This window comes from Pseudomonas sp. MYb2 (genome assembly GCF_002979955.1).
Taxonomy (GTDB): Bacteria; Pseudomonadota; Gammaproteobacteria; order Pseudomonadales; family Pseudomonadaceae; genus Aquipseudomonas.
This window is the reverse complement of the sequence record NZ_PCQC01000010.1, coordinates 147,911-165,111: the sequence shown is the minus strand read 5'-3', so window position 1 is coordinate 165,111 and position 17,201 is coordinate 147,911. Positions and strand designations below refer to the sequence as shown.

General features: G+C 61.0%; 8 protein-coding genes (1 of these 8 cut by a window edge). 5 read left to right on the top strand and 3 right to left on the bottom strand.

The annotated features are described in order from the left end of the window. Positions 1-176: 176 nt before the first annotated feature. The 5 genes from pvdM to CQ009_RS18210 all read left to right on the top strand — a co-directional run bounded on the left by pvdM (position 177) and on the right by CQ009_RS18210 (position 9,917). On the top strand, positions 177-1,547 hold the full coding sequence (pvdM, locus tag CQ009_RS18230) for a pyoverdine-tailoring dipeptidase-like protein PvdM (RefSeq protein WP_105707976.1): 1,371 nt from the start codon (positions 177-179) through the stop codon (positions 1,545-1,547). Then, a complete protein-coding gene (locus CQ009_RS18225; protein WP_105707974.1) occupies positions 1,544-2,836 on the top strand; it encodes an aminotransferase class V-fold PLP-dependent enzyme in 1,293 nt (430 codons plus the stop codon). Before pvdM ends, CQ009_RS18225 begins: the two co-directional genes overlap by 4 nt. Positions 2,837-2,882: 46 nt before the next feature. Then, positions 2,883-3,794 (top strand): formylglycine-generating enzyme family protein, encoded by a 912-nt coding sequence (locus CQ009_RS18220; protein ID WP_105707972.1) that lies wholly within the window; start codon positions 2,883-2,885, stop codon positions 3,792-3,794. 162 nt (positions 3,795-3,956) lie between these two features. Then, a complete protein-coding gene (locus CQ009_RS18215) occupies positions 3,957-5,618 on the top strand; it encodes a cyclic peptide export ABC transporter (protein ID WP_105707970.1) in 1,662 nt (553 codons plus the stop codon). Between the two features lie 126 nt (positions 5,619-5,744). Further along, positions 5,745-9,917: a non-ribosomal peptide synthetase gene (locus CQ009_RS18210; protein ID WP_105708034.1), complete on the top strand. Its 4,173-nt coding sequence runs from the start codon at positions 5,745-5,747 to the stop codon at positions 9,915-9,917. A 162-nt stretch (positions 9,918-10,079) separates the two neighbouring features. Here the strand turns inward: CQ009_RS18210 and CQ009_RS18205 are convergent, their stop codons facing one another. From CQ009_RS18205 to CQ009_RS18195, 3 genes are all read right to left on the bottom strand, one after another. Next, positions 10,080-12,560, bottom strand: coding sequence for a TonB-dependent siderophore receptor (locus CQ009_RS18205; protein ID WP_105707968.1), 2,481 nt, complete (start codon positions 12,558-12,560; stop codon positions 10,080-10,082). Positions 12,561-12,897: 337 nt separating this feature from the next. Then, positions 12,898-16,128 (bottom strand): non-ribosomal peptide synthetase, encoded by a 3,231-nt coding sequence (locus CQ009_RS18200; protein WP_105707966.1) that lies wholly within the window; start codon positions 16,126-16,128, stop codon positions 12,898-12,900. After that, positions 16,125-17,201 carry the end of a non-ribosomal peptide synthetase gene (locus CQ009_RS18195; protein ID WP_105707964.1) on the bottom strand. 12,450 nt of this gene lie beyond the right edge of the window, so 1,077 of the gene's 13,527 nt are visible here — the last part of the coding sequence; the start codon falls outside the window, past its right edge; its stop codon occupies positions 16,125-16,127. Before CQ009_RS18195 ends, CQ009_RS18200 begins: the two co-directional genes overlap by 4 nt.

The window sequence follows — 17,201 nt, the reverse complement described above, 5'->3', positions numbered from 1 at the left end:
TTTGAAAAGATCGCAGCCTTCGGCAGTTCCTACATCGAATGTATATCCCTGCAGGAGCTGCCGAAGGCTGCGATCTTTTAACCTGGCAAGCTAAATTCCACGGCCATCCACTCGTTCTTCCCAGATAGCAAAGGCTTTGCGCCTGCACCTCGATGGCGAACCCGACTGAGATGGCAATGACAAAACCACGTTCGAAAAAGGCTCTATTCATCGGCCTGCCCTTAGCCCTGGCGATCAGTGCCGGTGCAGGCTTTGCCGTCTGGCATCACTGGTTCAAGGACGACCTTGGCTATGACGCCAAGATTGTGAAACAGGCAGATGAACTGCACGAACGCATGCTCTCCTTCGACAGCCATGTCAGCCTGATGCAAAACTTCGGCACCGACGGTCACGAGGCCGACAAGGATGGCTCCGGCCAGTTCGACCTGGCCAAGGCCAGTCGCGGTCGTTTGTCTGGCGCGGCGCTGACCATTTTCGGCTGGCCGGAAATGTGGAACGGCCCCGATGCCCCGCACAAACCTACCGCGGGCTTCATTGATGAAGCACGCAACCAGCAAGAGATCCGCTACAAGATCATTTCCGGCATGGTGCGCGACTTCCCCAATCAGGTCGCAATCGCCTACACCCCGGACGATATGCGCCGCCTGCACGGCGAAGGCAAGTTCGCGATTTTCATCAGCATGCTTAACGCCTATCCACTGGGCCATGACTTGAATCTGCTGGACCTGTGGACGGCGCGCGGCATGCGCATGTTCGGTTTCAGCTATATCGGCAACAACGACTGGGCGGACTCATCGCGCCCGTTGCCATTTCTCAATGATTCTCCGGACGCCCTCGATGGCCTCTCCGATCTGGGCAAGCAGGCGGTCAAGCGCCTCAATGATCTGGGCGTAATCATCGACGTATCACAAATGTCGACCAAAGCCCTCGAACAAGTCGCACAGCTGAGCCGTACGCCACTGATTGCCTCGCACTCGGCGCCGCGCGCGATGGTCGACATCCCACGCAACCTCAGCGACAAAGAGATGCAGTTGATCAAGAACAGCGGCGGCGTGGTGCAAATCGTCGCGTTCTCCCAGTACCTGCGGCCGCTGACCCAGAAGACCCAGGATCGCCTCAACGAACTGCGCAAGGAATTCGACCTGCCGCCCCTGCCAAACCTGGCGATGGCGCTGATGCCGGGCGACCCGATCATTGCGGCCTGGTCCGAAACGAAATTCGGCCTGTACGCCAGCCGTCTGTACGCGATCCTCGAAGACGAACCGAAGGCCAGCCTCAAGGATTTCGGCGACGCCATCGAGTACGCCGTGCGCAAGATCGGCATCGACCATGTCGGCATCAGCTCCGACTTCAATGAGGGCGGCGGCGTCAAAGGTTTCGAGAACGTCGGCGAGATCCGCAATGTCACCGCTGAACTGCTGTCGCGCGGTTACTCCGAAGCCGACATCGGCAAACTCTGGGGCGGCAACTTCCTGCGCGTCTGGGATCAGGTCGAAAAAGCCGCGAAACCGGCGCTGGCCAACGCGCAGGGAACGACGCAGCCATGAGCAATCGTCGTGATTTTCTGAAACAGGCCGGACTGCTCGCCGCTGCGCTGCCACTGGGCGCCAGCCTGCCGAACATCGCCAGCGCTGCCGCCACGGCTGCGCCCGCTGCGCCAATGCCGCGCAGCAAGTGGACGCAGTTGCAGCAACTGTTCAATCAGGATCCGGACTACCTGCACTTTTCCAACTTCCTGATCACCTCGCACCCGAAACCGGTGCGCGAAGCGATTGAACGGCATCGCGCCGCCCTCGACAAAAATCCCGGTTTGACCATGGATTGGGACCTCGGCGTGATCGAGCAGCGCGAGGAAAACGTCCGCGTCTGGGCCGGCCAATACCTGCAGGTAAACGCTAAACAGATCGCCCTGACCGGCAGCACCACTGAAGGTCTGACGATGATTTACGGCGGTGTGCATGTGCGCCCCGATCAGGAAATCCTCACCACCGCCCACGAACACTACGCCACCCACACCATCCTCGCCTTGCGCAAGGAACGTGAAGGCACGCAGGTGCGCAAGATCCGGCTGTTCAAGGATCCGCAGACCGCGACCAAAGCCGAAATCCTCGCCGCCATCGACACTGCCATCCGCCCGGAAACCCGTGTGCTGGGGATGTGCTGGGTGCATTCGGGCAGCGGCGTGAAGCTGCCGATCGGTGACATCGGCGCCATCGTCGACAAGCACAACCGTGGCCGCAGCGATGCCGACCGGATCATTTATGTGGTCGATGGCGTGCACGGTTTCGGCGTCGACGACCTGAGCTTTGCGCAGATGAACTGTGATTTCTTCATCGCCGGCACCCACAAGTGGATGTTTGGCCCGCGCGGCACCGGCATCGTCTGCAGCCGTTTCGAGGAGGTCAAATACGTGACGCCGATCACCCCGACTTTCTCCGAAGCCACCGCGTTTTCCACCACCATGACGCCCGGTGGCTACCACTCTTTCGAGTATCGCTGGGCGCTGGACGAAGCCTTCAAGCTGCATCTGCAATTGGGCAAGGCCGAGGTCGAAGCGCGCATCCACGCGCTCAACAGCTACCTGAAGAAACGCCTGCTGGAACACCCGCAAATCGAACTCGTCACGCCGCTGAGCACGCAACTGTCGGCCGGTTTTACCTTCTTTCGGGTCAAGGGCCAGGACTGCGACAAAGTCGCCGCGTACCTGATGCAAAACCGGGTGGTCGCCGACGCCGTGAACCGCGACGTGGGCCCGGTGATTCGTACTGCACCGGGCCTGCTCAACGACGAAGCGCAAATCGATCGCTTGATGGCGCTATTGGCCAAACAGCTGTAGGCGCCCCGCTCCCACGTTTCCTTTCAACCTGTTATCGAGAGTCATGATGAACAGTAGTGAACCGCGTAATTTTTCCTTGAAGGCCTTACCCGCACTGGGCCTCGCCGCGTTGCTCGGTTGTGCCTTGCCGGGGCTGGCGCAAGCGGCCGAACCGCTCAAACCGGGCAAAGTCTTCAAGGACTGCAAGGACTGCCCGGAAATGGTCGTGCTGCCCACCGGCACCTTCACCATGGGCACCCCGGAGGACGAAGTCGGCCGCGAGCCGGACGAAGGTCCGATGCACCCGGTGACCTTTGCCAAACCGCTGGCCATCAGTCGTTTCCAGGTGCTCAAAGGGCAATGGGACGCCTACCTCGCCGACACCGGCTATCAGATGCCCGACGGCGACAAACGCCCGGGCCGCGCGTGCAAGGCCGGTATTCCCGACTACGCGGGCAGCGATCCGAAAAAGCAGTACACCGACAAGCATCCGGCGGTGTGCATGGACTTTCCCGAGGCCGAGGCCTATGTAGCCTGGCTGTCGAAGAAAACCGGTAAATCGTATCGACTGGTCAGCGAATCGCTGCGTGAATACGCCGCCCGTGCCGGCAGCGCCGGACCTTTCCCGTTCCCCTTCGATGAAGGCAAGGAATACAGCATCGCCAAACACGCCAATACCTATGGCGCCGCCGACGGCTACAACTTCACCGCGCCGGCGGGCAAGTTTCCGGCGAACGCCTTCGGCGTCTACGACATGCACGGCAACATCTATGAATGGACCGCCGACTGCTACAACGAAAACTATGTCGGCGCGCCGAGTGACGGCAGTGCCTGGCTGACCGGTGACTGCAAGATCCGCCGCATCCGCGGCAACGACTGGGGTGAAGCACCGGTGTTCTCGCGCTCGGGTAATCGCAACGCCACCTACAGCGATACGCGCGGCGACTGGATCGGTTTTCGCGTCGCGCGCGATCTCTAAGGACAGCGGTAACGACAGCCGCCATGGCGGCGCGGGCCGCTCGCTCGTCGCTTCAGCCTCGATAAACCCGTGGTCGGCTAAATCGCCGCCCACGGGTTTCGTCTTTTAACCAGCCCAATCCTTGAAACGATGCCGTTAGCGGCACTAGAAGCGGAAACCTCCATGACCACAAAATCGCGCGGAGCCATCAGTGAAGTCCTCGGCCTGCTCAAGCCTTACCGGGTCGTCGTGGCGCTGTCGATCCTGCTCGGCATGCTTGGTGGCGTCAGCGTCACCGCACTGCTGGCGACCATCAACAAAGCCCTGAACGGCAGCGGCGTTCCGTCAGCGACAGTGCTGCTGACGTTTGCCGGCCTCTGCGCGTTTGCCTTGTTGACTTCGATTCTGTCGGACATCGGCACCAACCATGTTGGCCAGCACATCATCGCCGGCCTGCGCAAATCACTCGGCGAAAAAGTCCTGCTGGCACCTATCGAACAGATCGAGCGGTTTCGCAGTCATCGCCTGATTCCGGTGCTGACCCATGACGTCGACACCGTGAGTGATTTCGCGTTTTCCTTTGCGCCGCTGGCGATCGCTTTCACCGTCACCCTCGGTTGCCTGGGTTACCTGGCCTACCTGTCCCTGCCGATGTTTGCCCTGCTGTTGATCGCGATCGTGATCGGCACCGTCGTTCAATACATTGCGCGGGCCAAAGGCATCAAAGGTTTCGAAGCGGCACGAGAAGCCGAGGACGAACTGCAAAAGCACTACAGCGCGATCGCCGCGGGTGCCAAGGAATTGCGTATTCATCGCCCGCGCCGCCAACGCATGTTCAGCCAGCGCATCGAGGGCACGGCGGATTACATCTGTAACACACACATCCGTTCGATCAACACGTTCGTGGTGGCGAAAACCTTTGGCTCGATGCTGTTTTTCGTGGTGATCGGTCTGGCCCTCGCGCTGCAATCGTTCTGGCTCGGTACCGACAAAGCCGTGCTCAGCGGTTTCGTGCTGGTGTTGCTGTACATGAAAGGCCCACTGGAATATCTGGTCACCACGTTGCCGGTGGTCAGTCGCGCGAACATTGCCTTCAAACGCATTGCCGAACTGGCCGAGCAGTTTTCCTCGCCGGAACCGCACTTGCTCCTGCGCGAGTCGACGCCCGCGAGCAAAACCGCAGTGCAACAGTTGCAAATGCACAACGTGCACTACGCCTTCCCGCCGGTTCAGGGCAGCGCTGCATTTGAGCTGGGTCCGGTCAATCTGAACATCGCGCAGGGTGACATCGTGTTCATCGTCGGCGAGAACGGCGGCGGCAAAACCACCCTGATCAAATTGTTGCTGGGCCTGTATGCGCCGCAACGCGGGGAAGTCCTGCTCAATGGCCAGGTGGTCGATGCCCAGGCGCGCGATGATTATCGCCAACTGTTCACCACGATCTTCGCCGACTACTACCTGTTCGATGAACTGGTACAGGGCGACAAACAAGTGCCGGCCGACACCAGCCGCTATCTGGAACGCCTGGAGATTGCGCACAAGGTGAGCATCAACGACGGTGTTTTCAGTACCACCGATCTGTCCACCGGCCAGCGCAAACGCCTGGCGCTGATCAACGCCTGGCTGGAAGAACGTCCGGTGCTGGTGTTCGACGAATGGGCTGCCGATCAGGACCCGGCCTTCCGGCGCATCTTCTACACCGAGCTGCTGCCGGAGCTGAAACAGATGGGCAAGACCATCATCGTGATCTCCCACGACGACCGCTACTTCGACGTCGCCGATCAACTGGTGAGGATGGAGGGAGGCCGAGTGGTCACCCACAAAAAGCCCCTCGAGACTGCTTGATCGATTGCACCTTTGCAGCCGGCCGGACGCCCGTCCTGCCGGCCTTCAATCCGAATGTCTATCGCCGTGGACCCGACTGTCGGCAACGCCGTCAGCGCTCACGGTGCTGCCAACCACGAGAGCCCGATGAACGACTTACTCGATGATGAGGTACTGGCGCTGCTGATGGCAGATGCCGGCGAGCAATCCCAAGGCATCATTGCCCGTCCCCACCCGGCCCCGGCCCCCCTCTCCTTCGCGCAACAGCGATTGTGGTTCGTACAACAGCTGACACCTGACAGTGCCGCCTACAACTTGCCACGCGCCGTACGCCTGAGCGGCTCCCTGCAAGCACAGCATCTGGAAATGGCGCTGAATAAAGTCATCGAACGCCACGATGTCCTGCGCAGTGCGATCGTCGAGATCGACGGGGTAGCCATGCAGGTGGTCGATGCACACGCAACGCTGCAGTTGGGCTTCGATGATCTGCGCGGGCTGAGCGCTGAAGCGCGCGAACAGCAGCTTGCCCAGCGCACTGCCGAAGAGGCCGCCAAGCCCTTCGACCTGAAGCAGGCGCCGCTGATGCGCGCGACACTGCTGCAAGTCGCCGACACGGAGCACTTGCTGTTGCTCAACATGCACCATATCGCCTCGGACGCCTGGTCCAACGCGATTCTGATGCAGGACCTGACCCGCGCCTACGCGCAAGCGGCAATGGGCATGAGCGCGCCACTGCCGCGCCCGGCCATCCAGTACGCCGACTATGCCGACTGGCAGCGTGGCGACTATCTGCACAGCCCGGCCTGCAAGACCAGCGCCGAATACTGGCAGAATTATCTGGGCCAGACGTTGCCGCCGCTGGATCTGCCGGTGGACTTTGCGCGCAATGACCAGCACAGCCATGCGGCCGGCAAACACGACTTCAGCCTGCCCGCCACCTTGGCGCAAGCACTCAATCGCTTCTGCCAGCAGCACGGTTTGACTCCCTTTGTGGTCGCCCTGGGCGCCTGGCAATTGCTCCTGAGCCGCTACAGTGGCCAGGACGATTTCACCGTCGGCGTGCCCAACGCCACACGCAACCGAAGTGAAATTCAGGATCTGGTCGGATTCTTTGTCAGCACCCAGGTCTATCGCGTGCGGATTGACCCGCAGCAGCCTTGCAAAGACTTTCTGCTGCGTCTGCGCCGCGAATCGCTGGCCGCGCTCGACCATGCCGACTACCCCCTGGAATTGAGCTTCGACGACCTGCAACTGCAAAGCAGTCAGCAGATCAATCCGTTGTTCCAGGTGCTGTTCAACTGGCGCACGGACGGCGGCACCTCGGTGCCGCTGAACCTGGGCGAATTGACCCTGGACTTTGTCGATGCCGGCAGCGGCCAGGCGAAATTCGACCTGTCGCTGGACGTCAGTTATTCCCTGAACCGCATCGACGCCAACATCGAATTCAGCCGCGACCTGTACCGCCCCGCCACCATCGAGCGGTTGGCCGGACATTGGCAGAACCTGTTGCACGCCATCACCGCAAATCCCGATGTTGCCCTGAGCGAACTGCCGCTGCTGAGTGACACCGAGTGCCGTCAGCAACGCGAACAATGGAACCCAGCCGTTGCGCCATTGCCGAGCGCAGGCGTGCATCAGCTCTTTGAACGCCAGGCACTGGCCACGCCGCATGCCCTCGCGCTGATTTGCGATGACGTGCGCCTGAGCTATGCCCAACTCAACTCGGCAGCCAATGGCCTGGCGCAGACCCTGATCGGCTATGGCGTGGGCCCGGAAGTGCGGGTGGGCATCGCGGTCGAGCGTTCGGCGCGGATGATCGTCAGCCTGCTGGCGGTGCTCAAGGCCGGCGGCGTGTACGTGCCACTCGACCCCGAATACCCGCAGGAACGCCTGACCTGGATGATCGAAGACAGCGGCTTGAGCGTGCTGCTCAGCCAGCGCTCTTTGCTCCAGCGCCTGCCTTCGGTAGCCGCGGTGAGCGTGCTGTGCGTCGATGAACTCGACCTCCTCGACAGCACGCACAGCGACAATCCGCCCTGCCGTACCCATGGCCATAACCTGGCATATGTGATGTTCACCTCAGGCTCCACCGGCCGACCAAAAGGTGTGGGGATTACCCAGGCGGCGTTGACCCGACACGCGCAAGTCGCCCTGCAATTCCTCGGCCTGACAGCCGCCGATCGATCGCTGCAATTTGCCACGTTCAACTTCGATGCCTTCGTCGAACAGCTCTACCCGGCGCTGATCTGCGGCGCGTCGGTGGTACTGCGCGGGCCGGACATCTGGGACAGCGAAACCTGGTACCGGCAGTTGCGCGACAAGCAATTCACGGTCAGCGACCTGACCACCACGTACTGGAACATGCTGGCGAGGGATTTTGCCGCTGCCGGTGTGCGTGACTACGGCCCGTTGCGCCAGGTGATCGTCGGCGGCGAAGCCATGCCACCGGAAGGCGTGGCGGCGTGGGGCAAGGCGGGACTTGGCCATGTGCGCCTGCTCAACACCTATGGCCCTACGGAAACCACGGTCAGTGCCACGGTGCTCGATTGCACGGATTACGTCACCGGGCAAATGCCACTGCCGAAAACCATGCCGATCGGCCGCCCCTTGGCTGGACGCGCCATTTATCTGCTGGACAGCGGTGGTCAACCAGTCCCGGTGGGCGTCGTCGGCGAGCTGGTGATTGCTGGCGATCTATTGGCCCGTGGCTATTTCCAGCGCCCGGAACTGACCGCCGAACGCTTCATGCCTGATCCGTTCAGCACGCAGGGCGGGCGCCTGTACCGCACAGGTGATCTGGCACGTTATCGTGCCGATGGCGTCATCGAATATGTCGGCCGACTCGATCATCAAGTGAAGATTCGCGGCTTCCGTATCGAACTCGGTGAAATCGAATCCTGCCTGCTGCAAATCCCGGCTGTTCGCGAAGCCCTGGTCCTTGCTCGCGAAGGATTGGCCGGGATGCAGTTGATCGGTTATGTCGTGCCGAGCGCCAGTGATTTGTCGAGTGAGCAGCACGATCAACTGCGCGCAGCCCTCAAGGCTGAACTGAAAAGCCGTCTGCCCGGCTACATGGTGCCCAGCCATCTGCTGATACTGGAAGCCATGCCCGTCAGCCCGACAGGCAAACTCGATCGCAAGGCGTTGCCGCTGCCTGACTTCAATCAGTCAGAGAATCGCTTCAAGGCCCCAGAAACTGCGTTGGAGCAAGCGCTGGCCGAGCTCTGGCAGGAAACCCTGCACGTCGACCGGGTCGGCCTCGACGACAATTTCTTCGAATTGGGCGGACATTCGATTCTGGCCATCCAGTTTATTGCCGCGCTCAATGCGCGCCTGGGGATCAAACTCGCTTTGCAGCAAATGCTCGCCCACGCCACCGTCGAAACCCTTGCGCAATTCATTGCCACGCAACACCAGCAGCAAGCCCAGTGCGTGGTGGAGCTCTCGGCCTCGGCCACCAGCGCCCCGCCGCTGTTCTGCCTGCATCCCAGCGGCGGCATCGTGTTCTGCTACCAACCGTTGGCCAAACGCCTGAGCAAACACGCGCGCACTTTCGGCGTGATGCACACAGGCTTCGCCGATAAACACGCCCACGCCCAGACCTGGGCGCAGATGATCGCCGACTACACCCGGCAGATTATCGACAAGCAGGCGGACGGCCCGTATCGCTTGATGGGCTGGTCGCTCGGCGGCTCCATCGCCATGGACATTGCTGCGGAACTGGAGCGTCAGGGACGTAAAGTGAGCTTCCTCGGTCTGGTCGATACCACCTTGCCGGACAGCCTGTTGCCGGCCGATCTGCCGCGCAAACCGCTGGAAGAAGAAAATCCCGAGTACTTCAGCGCACAGAATGAGCTGGCGACGGCTGTGGAAATGTTCAGTCTGATGTTCGCTCATCTGCACGAAGCGGCGGCACGCTTCCTCGCCGAGAATCCGCAGACCGATCTGAAGGCTTTCTACCAGTGGGCCAGCCAACAGGCTGCCACCAGCGAACAGGAAATGGTGGCGACACTGGACGCCATCAAACAGGAAATCATGAATGCCCAGGCGTTCGAGATCCATGATCGGCTGGTGAAATCCTACGACGCCTTCACGCTGCCAACGCTAAAGGTCGAGGCCAGTTGCTGGTGGTCGCTGTCGCACAAGACTTTGGAACAGGTGTTGCACTCGGAACAGGTGCTGCGTGAACACACCGTCAGCGGACGACTGCAAGGCTCGGTGCATTCCACCCTGCCCCACCGCAGCATGATTTACGGTGAGTCGTTGCTGGAGTCCTTCGAATCGGTGTTCCTGACGTGCGAGGCGGCACTGAAAAACTGATTTTCATCCTGACAAACAAAAACGCAGAAGCGCTGGCTTCTGCGTTTTTTTTTGCGTGACTTGACGCATAACCTGCGGGATTCAGCTGCAGACGGGCAAAAAAAACGGCCCACGCCCTCTGTAGAGGAGCGTGGGCCGCTTCGGTGAAGGGCCTTCAGTGCATCAGAACTGAGGGGTCCACTTCACGGAGAACATCACGTTACGCGGATCACCGAAGTTGTTGTTGCCGTCGAGCTGGTTGTAACCGGCCGCAATGTACTTCTTGTCGAACAGGTTGTTGGCGTTCATCGCCAGGCCGACCTCAGGTGTCAGCTGGTAGCCGACGCGGGCGTTCCATACGGTGTAACCCGCAACATCGTAGGTGCCTTCGTAACCCAGCGTATGGCTCTGGGTCACGAAGCCCAGGCCGGTGCTGACGCGATTCCACTCACCCGGCAACTGGTAGTTGGCCCACATGCGCAGCATGTGTTTTGGCGTCCAGGTGCTGAACACGCGACCTTCGTTGCTAGGATCTTTGATGTACTTGGTGGTGTTGTAGGTGTAGCCGGCAAACAGTTGCAGGTCTTGCACCACTTCGCCGCTGATCTCGGCGTCGATACCCTGGCTGCGCACTTTGCCCGAAGCGGTCGAGCAGTACGAACCATCGCACTCGAAACCACCGGCAATGTCGTTGATCGCACGGTTTTCCTGGTCGTAGCGGAAGAGTGCCAACGAGGTGTTGACCCGACCGTCCATCAACTCGCCCTTGAGACCGATCTCATAGTTGCTGCCGATAACCGGTTTGAGCACGGTGCCGTTGACATCGCGGTTGGTCTGCGGCTGGAACACGTCGGTGTAGCTGGCATAAACCGCCCACTCGCGGCTCAGGTCATAGACGATACCAGCGTAAGGCGTGACTTCGCCGGTTTCAGTCGCGGTACTTGGGTCGTTCTTGGTGATGCCGCCGAACGAAGATTGCGCCTTGGATTTGTAGCTGAAGTCATACCAGCTGACACGGGAGCCCAGCACCAGGGTCAGATCGTCGACCGGTTTGACACGCCAGGTGCCGTACACACCTTTCTGACGAACGTCATACTTGCTCAGCGTGCCACGACCGTTGGCAGCGATCAGGCTGTCATAGCTGATGTCGGTACGGTCCTTGTTCAGGTTGAAGATCGTGTCGCTGCTGTTGCTGAAAGTACGGGCGAGCTGGTCGTCCGTTTCGAGCTGGGAAAAGTTACCGCCCAACATCACTTCCTGCTGCATCGACAGGGCTTCGAACTTGCCATTCAGGTTCATGTCGATGCCGACCTTGGTGGAGTCGAAATCGGTCAGGAAGTTAGCGTACTGCACGCCGCTGCCATCCGCTTCCAGACCATCGCCGGCACTTTGCACGCGCTGGTTCTTCGCCTTGTTGCTCTCGGTCATGCGCACGGCACCGACCTTGAATGCCCAGTCTTCGTTGAAGCGATGTTCAAGATCGGCGTACAGCGTGGTGACGTCGATGTCCGAACTGTTCCAGCGCGCGCCGGTGTAGGTGGAGCGTGAGACGTCCGGCATCTTGCCGTCAGCATATCGCGGCAGACCACGGATCATCGGACGCGAATCACCGTCGGAACGGCTGACGGCCAGGCCCAGGGTGGTGTCATCGCTCAGGTCGAAGTCCAGCGAGCCGTACAGCGACAGGGTGCGACTCCATTCAGAGTCGATGAAAGAATTGCTCTGGTCCTGATCGGCTACCAGACGACCACGGATGGTGCCGGCCTGGTTCAGCGGGCCGCCTGCGTCGACTTGCAGACCGTAGTGATCCCACGAGCCAGCCTTGCCGGTCACGCTTACAGTCGGTGCCGCCTGACCGCGCTTGCGCACCAGGTTGATTGCGCCACCCGGGCTGCCAGTGCCTTGCAGCAACCCGGAGGCACCGCGCAGGATTTCCAGGCGGTCGAAAAAGACCAGATCCTGGGTCGCCCAGTTACCCAGCGAATAGGTGTTACGCGGGATCGGCACGCCGTCGTACTGCCAGTCGTCGATCTGGAAACCGCGCGAGGAAATGATCAAACCCTTGCCGACCCCCTGCAGACCCACGACACCAGTGGTCTGGTTGAGCGCGTCCTTGAGGTCAACCAGGTCCTGGTCGTCCATTTGCTTGCGGGTCATCACCGTGACCGACTGCGGAATTTCCTTGAGGGTGTGGGTGCCCTTGCCGATGGTGACGGCGTTGGAGGTGTACGAGTTGCTACCTTCGGTGGTCGCACCGACCTGTTGCGCGCTGATGTTGGTCGCGCCCAGTTCCAGGCCCTGGGTGTTGCTGCCACGTACCAGCATCAGCGTGTTGCCTTCGATGCTGTAGCGCACCCCAGTGCCTCTGAGCAATTCGGCGATGGCCGCCTGCGGGCTCATCTTGCCACTGACCGCGTGGCTTCTGAGCCCGGTCATGTCGTCAGCGTTATAGATCACTTGCTGGTTGGTCTGTTGGCCGAAGGCTTGCAGCGCTTGCGGCAACGATTGCGCCGCAATGTTGATGCTGACGTCTTCCGCCATCACCTGGGCGCTGATTGGCAACACACAGACCAGCCCCAGACCGGTCAGCACCCGACGCGAACGCAAGCCGCGGGACATGACGAGTGCCTTGAACAGAGGTTTCAACTCATGAATTGCTGACATCGTGCTCTCTATTATTGGTAAAAGTGAAAGTCCATTGGGCCGACGGGCCCGCCGCTGCCTGCACTCGAGAACCGCACACTGTCGATGGCCCCTTGGGCAACATGACAGTGCGTGGCCGACCGGCCCCTCCCCGGGCACGATCATCTGGCGAAACAACGGCGAAATTTTTTCTGCTGAACAGATCCGGTGCGAGGCTGCCCTGCCAACCGGCTTTGTCCACATACCTTAGTAAGACGCAGCACCTCCAGAAAACCGGAATGAGTTTATTTATCATTAGCGCAAAAATTTAAAAAAAAGGCCGACGCTGTTGGGCGACGGCCTTGTGTTTCTTGCTATTTCAGCTTGTCTGCGCAGCCTTGGCGGCTTGCAGCTGCCGCGCTTGTTCAGCCAGTCGAGCCTTTTCCTCGGGGCTCATTGCATCCATACGCAGACGCACCTGAGCCAGTTTTTCCAACTGCCCCGGCGTGCTTTCGACCGCCCGCAACGCCAGCGCCAACGACGCCACGGTCGGATGATCGAAGACCAGCCCGGGATGCACTTCGCATTGCAGCAACTTGCGAATACCGGCCACCAGTTTGATCACCAGCAACGAATGGCCACCGGCGGCAAAGAAGTCACGGTCTATGCCCAGACGCTCCAGCCCCAGCAGTTGCGCCATGCGCCCAGCGAGCAATTGCTCCAACGCATCGCGCGGCGCCTCACCTTCGTCATTGGCGGCAGTGCCGGCCAACTGTTGCAGCGCTTTACGATCAATCTTGCCATTGGCCAAACGCGGAAACCGTTCGATCAGTTGCAAATGCTGCGGCACCATCACGGCGGGCAAGCGCGTGCTCAACTCGGCACGAGCGCTGTCAAGCAGCCCCGCCGGAGCGCCTTGCTGCGCCACGATAAATGCCAACAGGCCTTGCTCGGCCGACGCCGCAGGCAGCACCAGCGCTTCGGCAACCGCTGGCAAGCGCAGCAGCTCGGCTTCGATTTCCGCCAGCTCGATACGGAACCCGCGCACCTTGACCTGCTGATCACGTCGACCCTGCAGCTGGATTGCACCATCGGCGCGGTAACAGGCCAGGTCGCCGCTGCGATACAAACGCTGCGCAGGATCGAACGGGCTCTGAATGAACGTCTGCGCATCGGCCTCGGCGTTCAAATAGCCACGGCATATTTGCGCCCCGCCCAGATACAACTCACCCAGCACACCCTCCGGCGCCAGCCGCAGATCAGCGTCCAGCACAAACACCTGGTTGTTGCCGAGCACCTGGCTCAACGCCGAACAATCGCCGCCCGAGCCGTCAAGGGTCAGCGGATGAATCATCACGCCGACCGTGGCTTCGGTCGGGCCGTAATGGTTGAACACCCGGCAATCACTGCGCAGCCGCACAATGCGCTCGATCAGCGTCGGCGCAATCGGCTCGCCGCCCAGCACCAGCGTGTGCGGCAAGCTCGCCTGCTCATTGTCAAGCAGCGCGGCAAGGTGCGAGGGGACGATTTTCAGGCCGTCGATCTGACGCTGCTGCAGGTACTCGGCGAACAACGCGCCGTCCTGCATTTGCGCATCGCTGGCGACATGCAGCGTTGCACCATTGAACAACGCACCGAACAACGTGGTGTTGCCCAAATCTGCCGCGACGGTGGAACTGAAGCCGATGTTTTTGCACTGCTCCAGGCCCAGCGCCTGACTGGCCTGCGCGACATAATTGAGCAAGTGCCGATGCTCGATCACCACGCCTTTTGGCACACCGGTAGAGCCGGAGGTAAACAGCACATAAGCGATATCGCTACCCTCGGTCGACAGCCGCGGCAATACCGCGTGCGACGTGCCGAGGTCGGCCAGGGTCAGCGCGGTGTGCGGCTGATCCTGCCAGGCCGTCACGTGCGCTGCATCGGTCAACAACAGCGCTGCGTTGGCCTGTTCCAGCATCAACGCCTGACGCGCCTGTGGCCATTGCACATCCAGCGGCAGATACGCCGCGCCGATGCGCCAGCTCGCCAACATCGCGATGACCAGGTCCGCCGAGCGAGGCAGCGCCAGCGCGACGATCGAGCCTTTGCCCACGCCTTTGTTGCTCAGGCCCTGAGCCACGGTTTCTGCACGATCCAGCAACTGGCCATAGCTCAATTGCTGCTCAGCATCGGTCAAGGCGATTGCGTCTGGCGTATGCGTCGCCAAGTCAGCCATACGCTGTGGCAGGTAACGGGTGTCGACCAGCATCCGCGGCGGCGGGTTGATCGCCAGCAGGCGCTGTTCGGCGGCGTGACTGAGCAGATTGAGTTGGCCAAGCGCTGTGTGCGGCGCCTCGACAATCGCGCTCAACAGTGCGCCGAACTGATCCAGTACGGCCTCGGCTGCCGCTGGCGAATAGCGCGAAGCGGCGTACTGCAGACCAGCGCCGGCAAGACGCTGGTTTTCGTCCAGCTGCACCTGCAACAACAACTCGAAAGCATCCGGTTGCACCTGCACGGCTTCAGCCCGGATCCAGCGCAAACCGCTGCTGTTGGTGGCAACGCCGATCTGGCCAAGGCTAAAGCCGTAAGCCGGGCGCGCGGCGTCGGGCGCCAGTTCCGGCGTCCAGTATTCCTGCCAGGTACGATGTTCTTCGACACGCGCGGCCAACTGTCCCAGCCAGTCACTGAAGCGCGCGCTGCCAGGCAATTCCAGCGACAGCGGCAAGGTTTTCTCGAACACGCCAACGGCGTTGGCGAAATACTCGTAGTCGCCACGGCTGTCATGGCGCAGACCGACCAGCGCTTGATCGAGACCGCTCAAACGCCCGAGCAACAGCCACCACGCGCCTTGCAGCAACGTGGCGACTGGCTGACCAAGCTGCTCGGCCAGCGCTTGCAGAGCATCACGCTGCGCCGCCTGCAGATTCAGCGCTACGCGCGAATCGGCAGCACTCGCTTCGAGGCTGGCGCTGCGAGCAGCCAGCCAAGGCGTTGCGATGTCCGTCTGCACACCTTGCAGGTGTTGCTGCCAGTACGCTCGAGCGGTGGCGGCATCTTCATCGAGCACCACTTCGCTGCGCCATTCCAGATACTGGGCGAATTCCCCCGACTCCTCGTCTTCGGTTGGCTGAACCCCGGCGTACACCTGTTGCACTTGTTGCAGCACAAGGTTCAACGATGGCGCGTCGGCGCTGTAGCGAGCAATGCCCAGCACCAGTTGCCATTGCTGTGACGCCAGTCGATAAAGCACCGCCTGGACACTGGCCGATTCGCCGACGACAAAGGCGCGTTCCAGCGATTCGCTGATTTGCGCCAGAACGTCCCCGGCGCGTTGCTCGGCAGCATGGATCGTCAACGGGAAGCGCACGCTGCCGGTCGCCGCCTGACGCAAACCGTGGAAACCGGCAGCCTTGCCCAGCCGCGCCAACAACATCGGCTGCTGTGTCAGCACGCTATCGAACGCGGCCTGCAAACGTTGCGGGTCGAGATCACCGTCAATGACAACGCTGAGCCAGCGCATGGCCTCGCCACAGGTGGCGGTGTTCGACAGGCGCTCAAGCAGCGCCTGTTGCTCAGGTGTCAGGGCGAAACCCGGATCCTGTACGTCCATCATGACTTCGCTCATGCTCCGCTTTCCTCAGTATTCATTGCCACCTGAGCGGCGGCTGTCGGGCGCTCCAGGCTGCCGTGGTCATACATGTCACCCATCGCCACGACAATCTTGCGCGGACCTTCGAACGGATCACGGGCATGCGCCACCAGCATGTTATCGAGCAGGATCGCGTCGCCCTTCTGCCAGTCGAACCGCACGGCGCACTCTTCATACAGCTCACCGATGCGTTGCATCACGTCGTCTTCGATCGGCGAACCGTCGCCGTAGTACACGTGACGCGGCATGCGCTCGGCGCCGAACATCGACAACAGGTCTTCACGCACATCCGGCTCCAGCCAGTAGATGTGGTGCAACTGCACCTGATTGAAGAATGACTTGGCGCCGGTGATCGGGTGACGAATGATCGCCGGTCCCGGTGTGCGGGTTTGCAGTTCGTTGTTGTCGAGCCAGCGCCACTCGATACCGCCGGCGCGGCAGCGGGCTTCGACTTCGGCACGGTCTTCGGTCTTGAAGAAGTGCTGCCACGACACGTCGAGGTTGTCGGTGAAGGTGCGCACATACAGCAAGCCTTTGGACTCGAACTTGTCACGCAGATCCGCCGGCAGTTTTTCGTACATCAAGCGGCAATCCACCACCGGCGTCGCACCACCGACCGGCGCCGCTTGCTCGCAATAGAACATCTGCTTGCGCGGCCAGCGATCCTGGTGCGAGCTCTCGTTGTGGAACAGGATCATCTTGCGTTCCGGGTACGGCGTGGAGCGATAAGTGTTCTTGCCGCCCTCCTTCTTCGGCAGATCGCCGTATTGACCGTAAAGGCCTGGCTGGATCGCTTCGGCGAACGCCTCAAAGCCCTGAATGCCGTCGAGCTCGAAACCACGGAAGAGAATGCCGGCGTGGGTCGCGAGTTTTTCTTCGATCAGCGGGCGGTTGTGCTTGATCCACTCGATCAAATCCAGCTGCGGCTCGTTCGGTTCCATCAACAGCGGGAACGGCTGCGGCGCGGCGATCAGCGATTCGCGGATCGGCGCCGGGCGAACCTTGGCCAACGGGGTGGCGCCACGCTTGAGGAACTTGCCCAGTTTGTC

Excerpts from the sequence above, each read along its gene's own strand:
- pvdM (WP_105707976.1), top strand. The coding sequence starts at position 177 with ATGACAAAACCACGTTCGAAAAAGGCTCTATTCATCGGCCTGCCCTTA.
- CQ009_RS18225 (WP_105707974.1), top strand. The coding sequence starts at position 1,544 with ATGAGCAATCGTCGTGATTTTCTGAAACAGGCCGGACTGCTCGCCGCT.
- CQ009_RS18220 (WP_105707972.1), top strand. The coding sequence starts at position 2,883 with ATGAACAGTAGTGAACCGCGTAATTTTTCCTTGAAGGCCTTACCCGCA.
- CQ009_RS18215 (WP_105707970.1), top strand. The coding sequence starts at position 3,957 with ATGACCACAAAATCGCGCGGAGCCATCAGTGAAGTCCTCGGCCTGCTC.
- CQ009_RS18210 (WP_105708034.1), top strand. The coding sequence starts at position 5,745 with ATGAACGACTTACTCGATGATGAGGTACTGGCGCTGCTGATGGCAGAT.
- CQ009_RS18205 (WP_105707968.1), bottom strand. The coding sequence starts at position 12,560 with ATGTCAGCAATTCATGAGTTGAAACCTCTGTTCAAGGCACTCGTCATG.
- CQ009_RS18200 (WP_105707966.1), bottom strand. The coding sequence starts at position 16,128 with ATGAGCGAAGTCATGATGGACGTACAGGATCCGGGTTTCGCCCTGACA.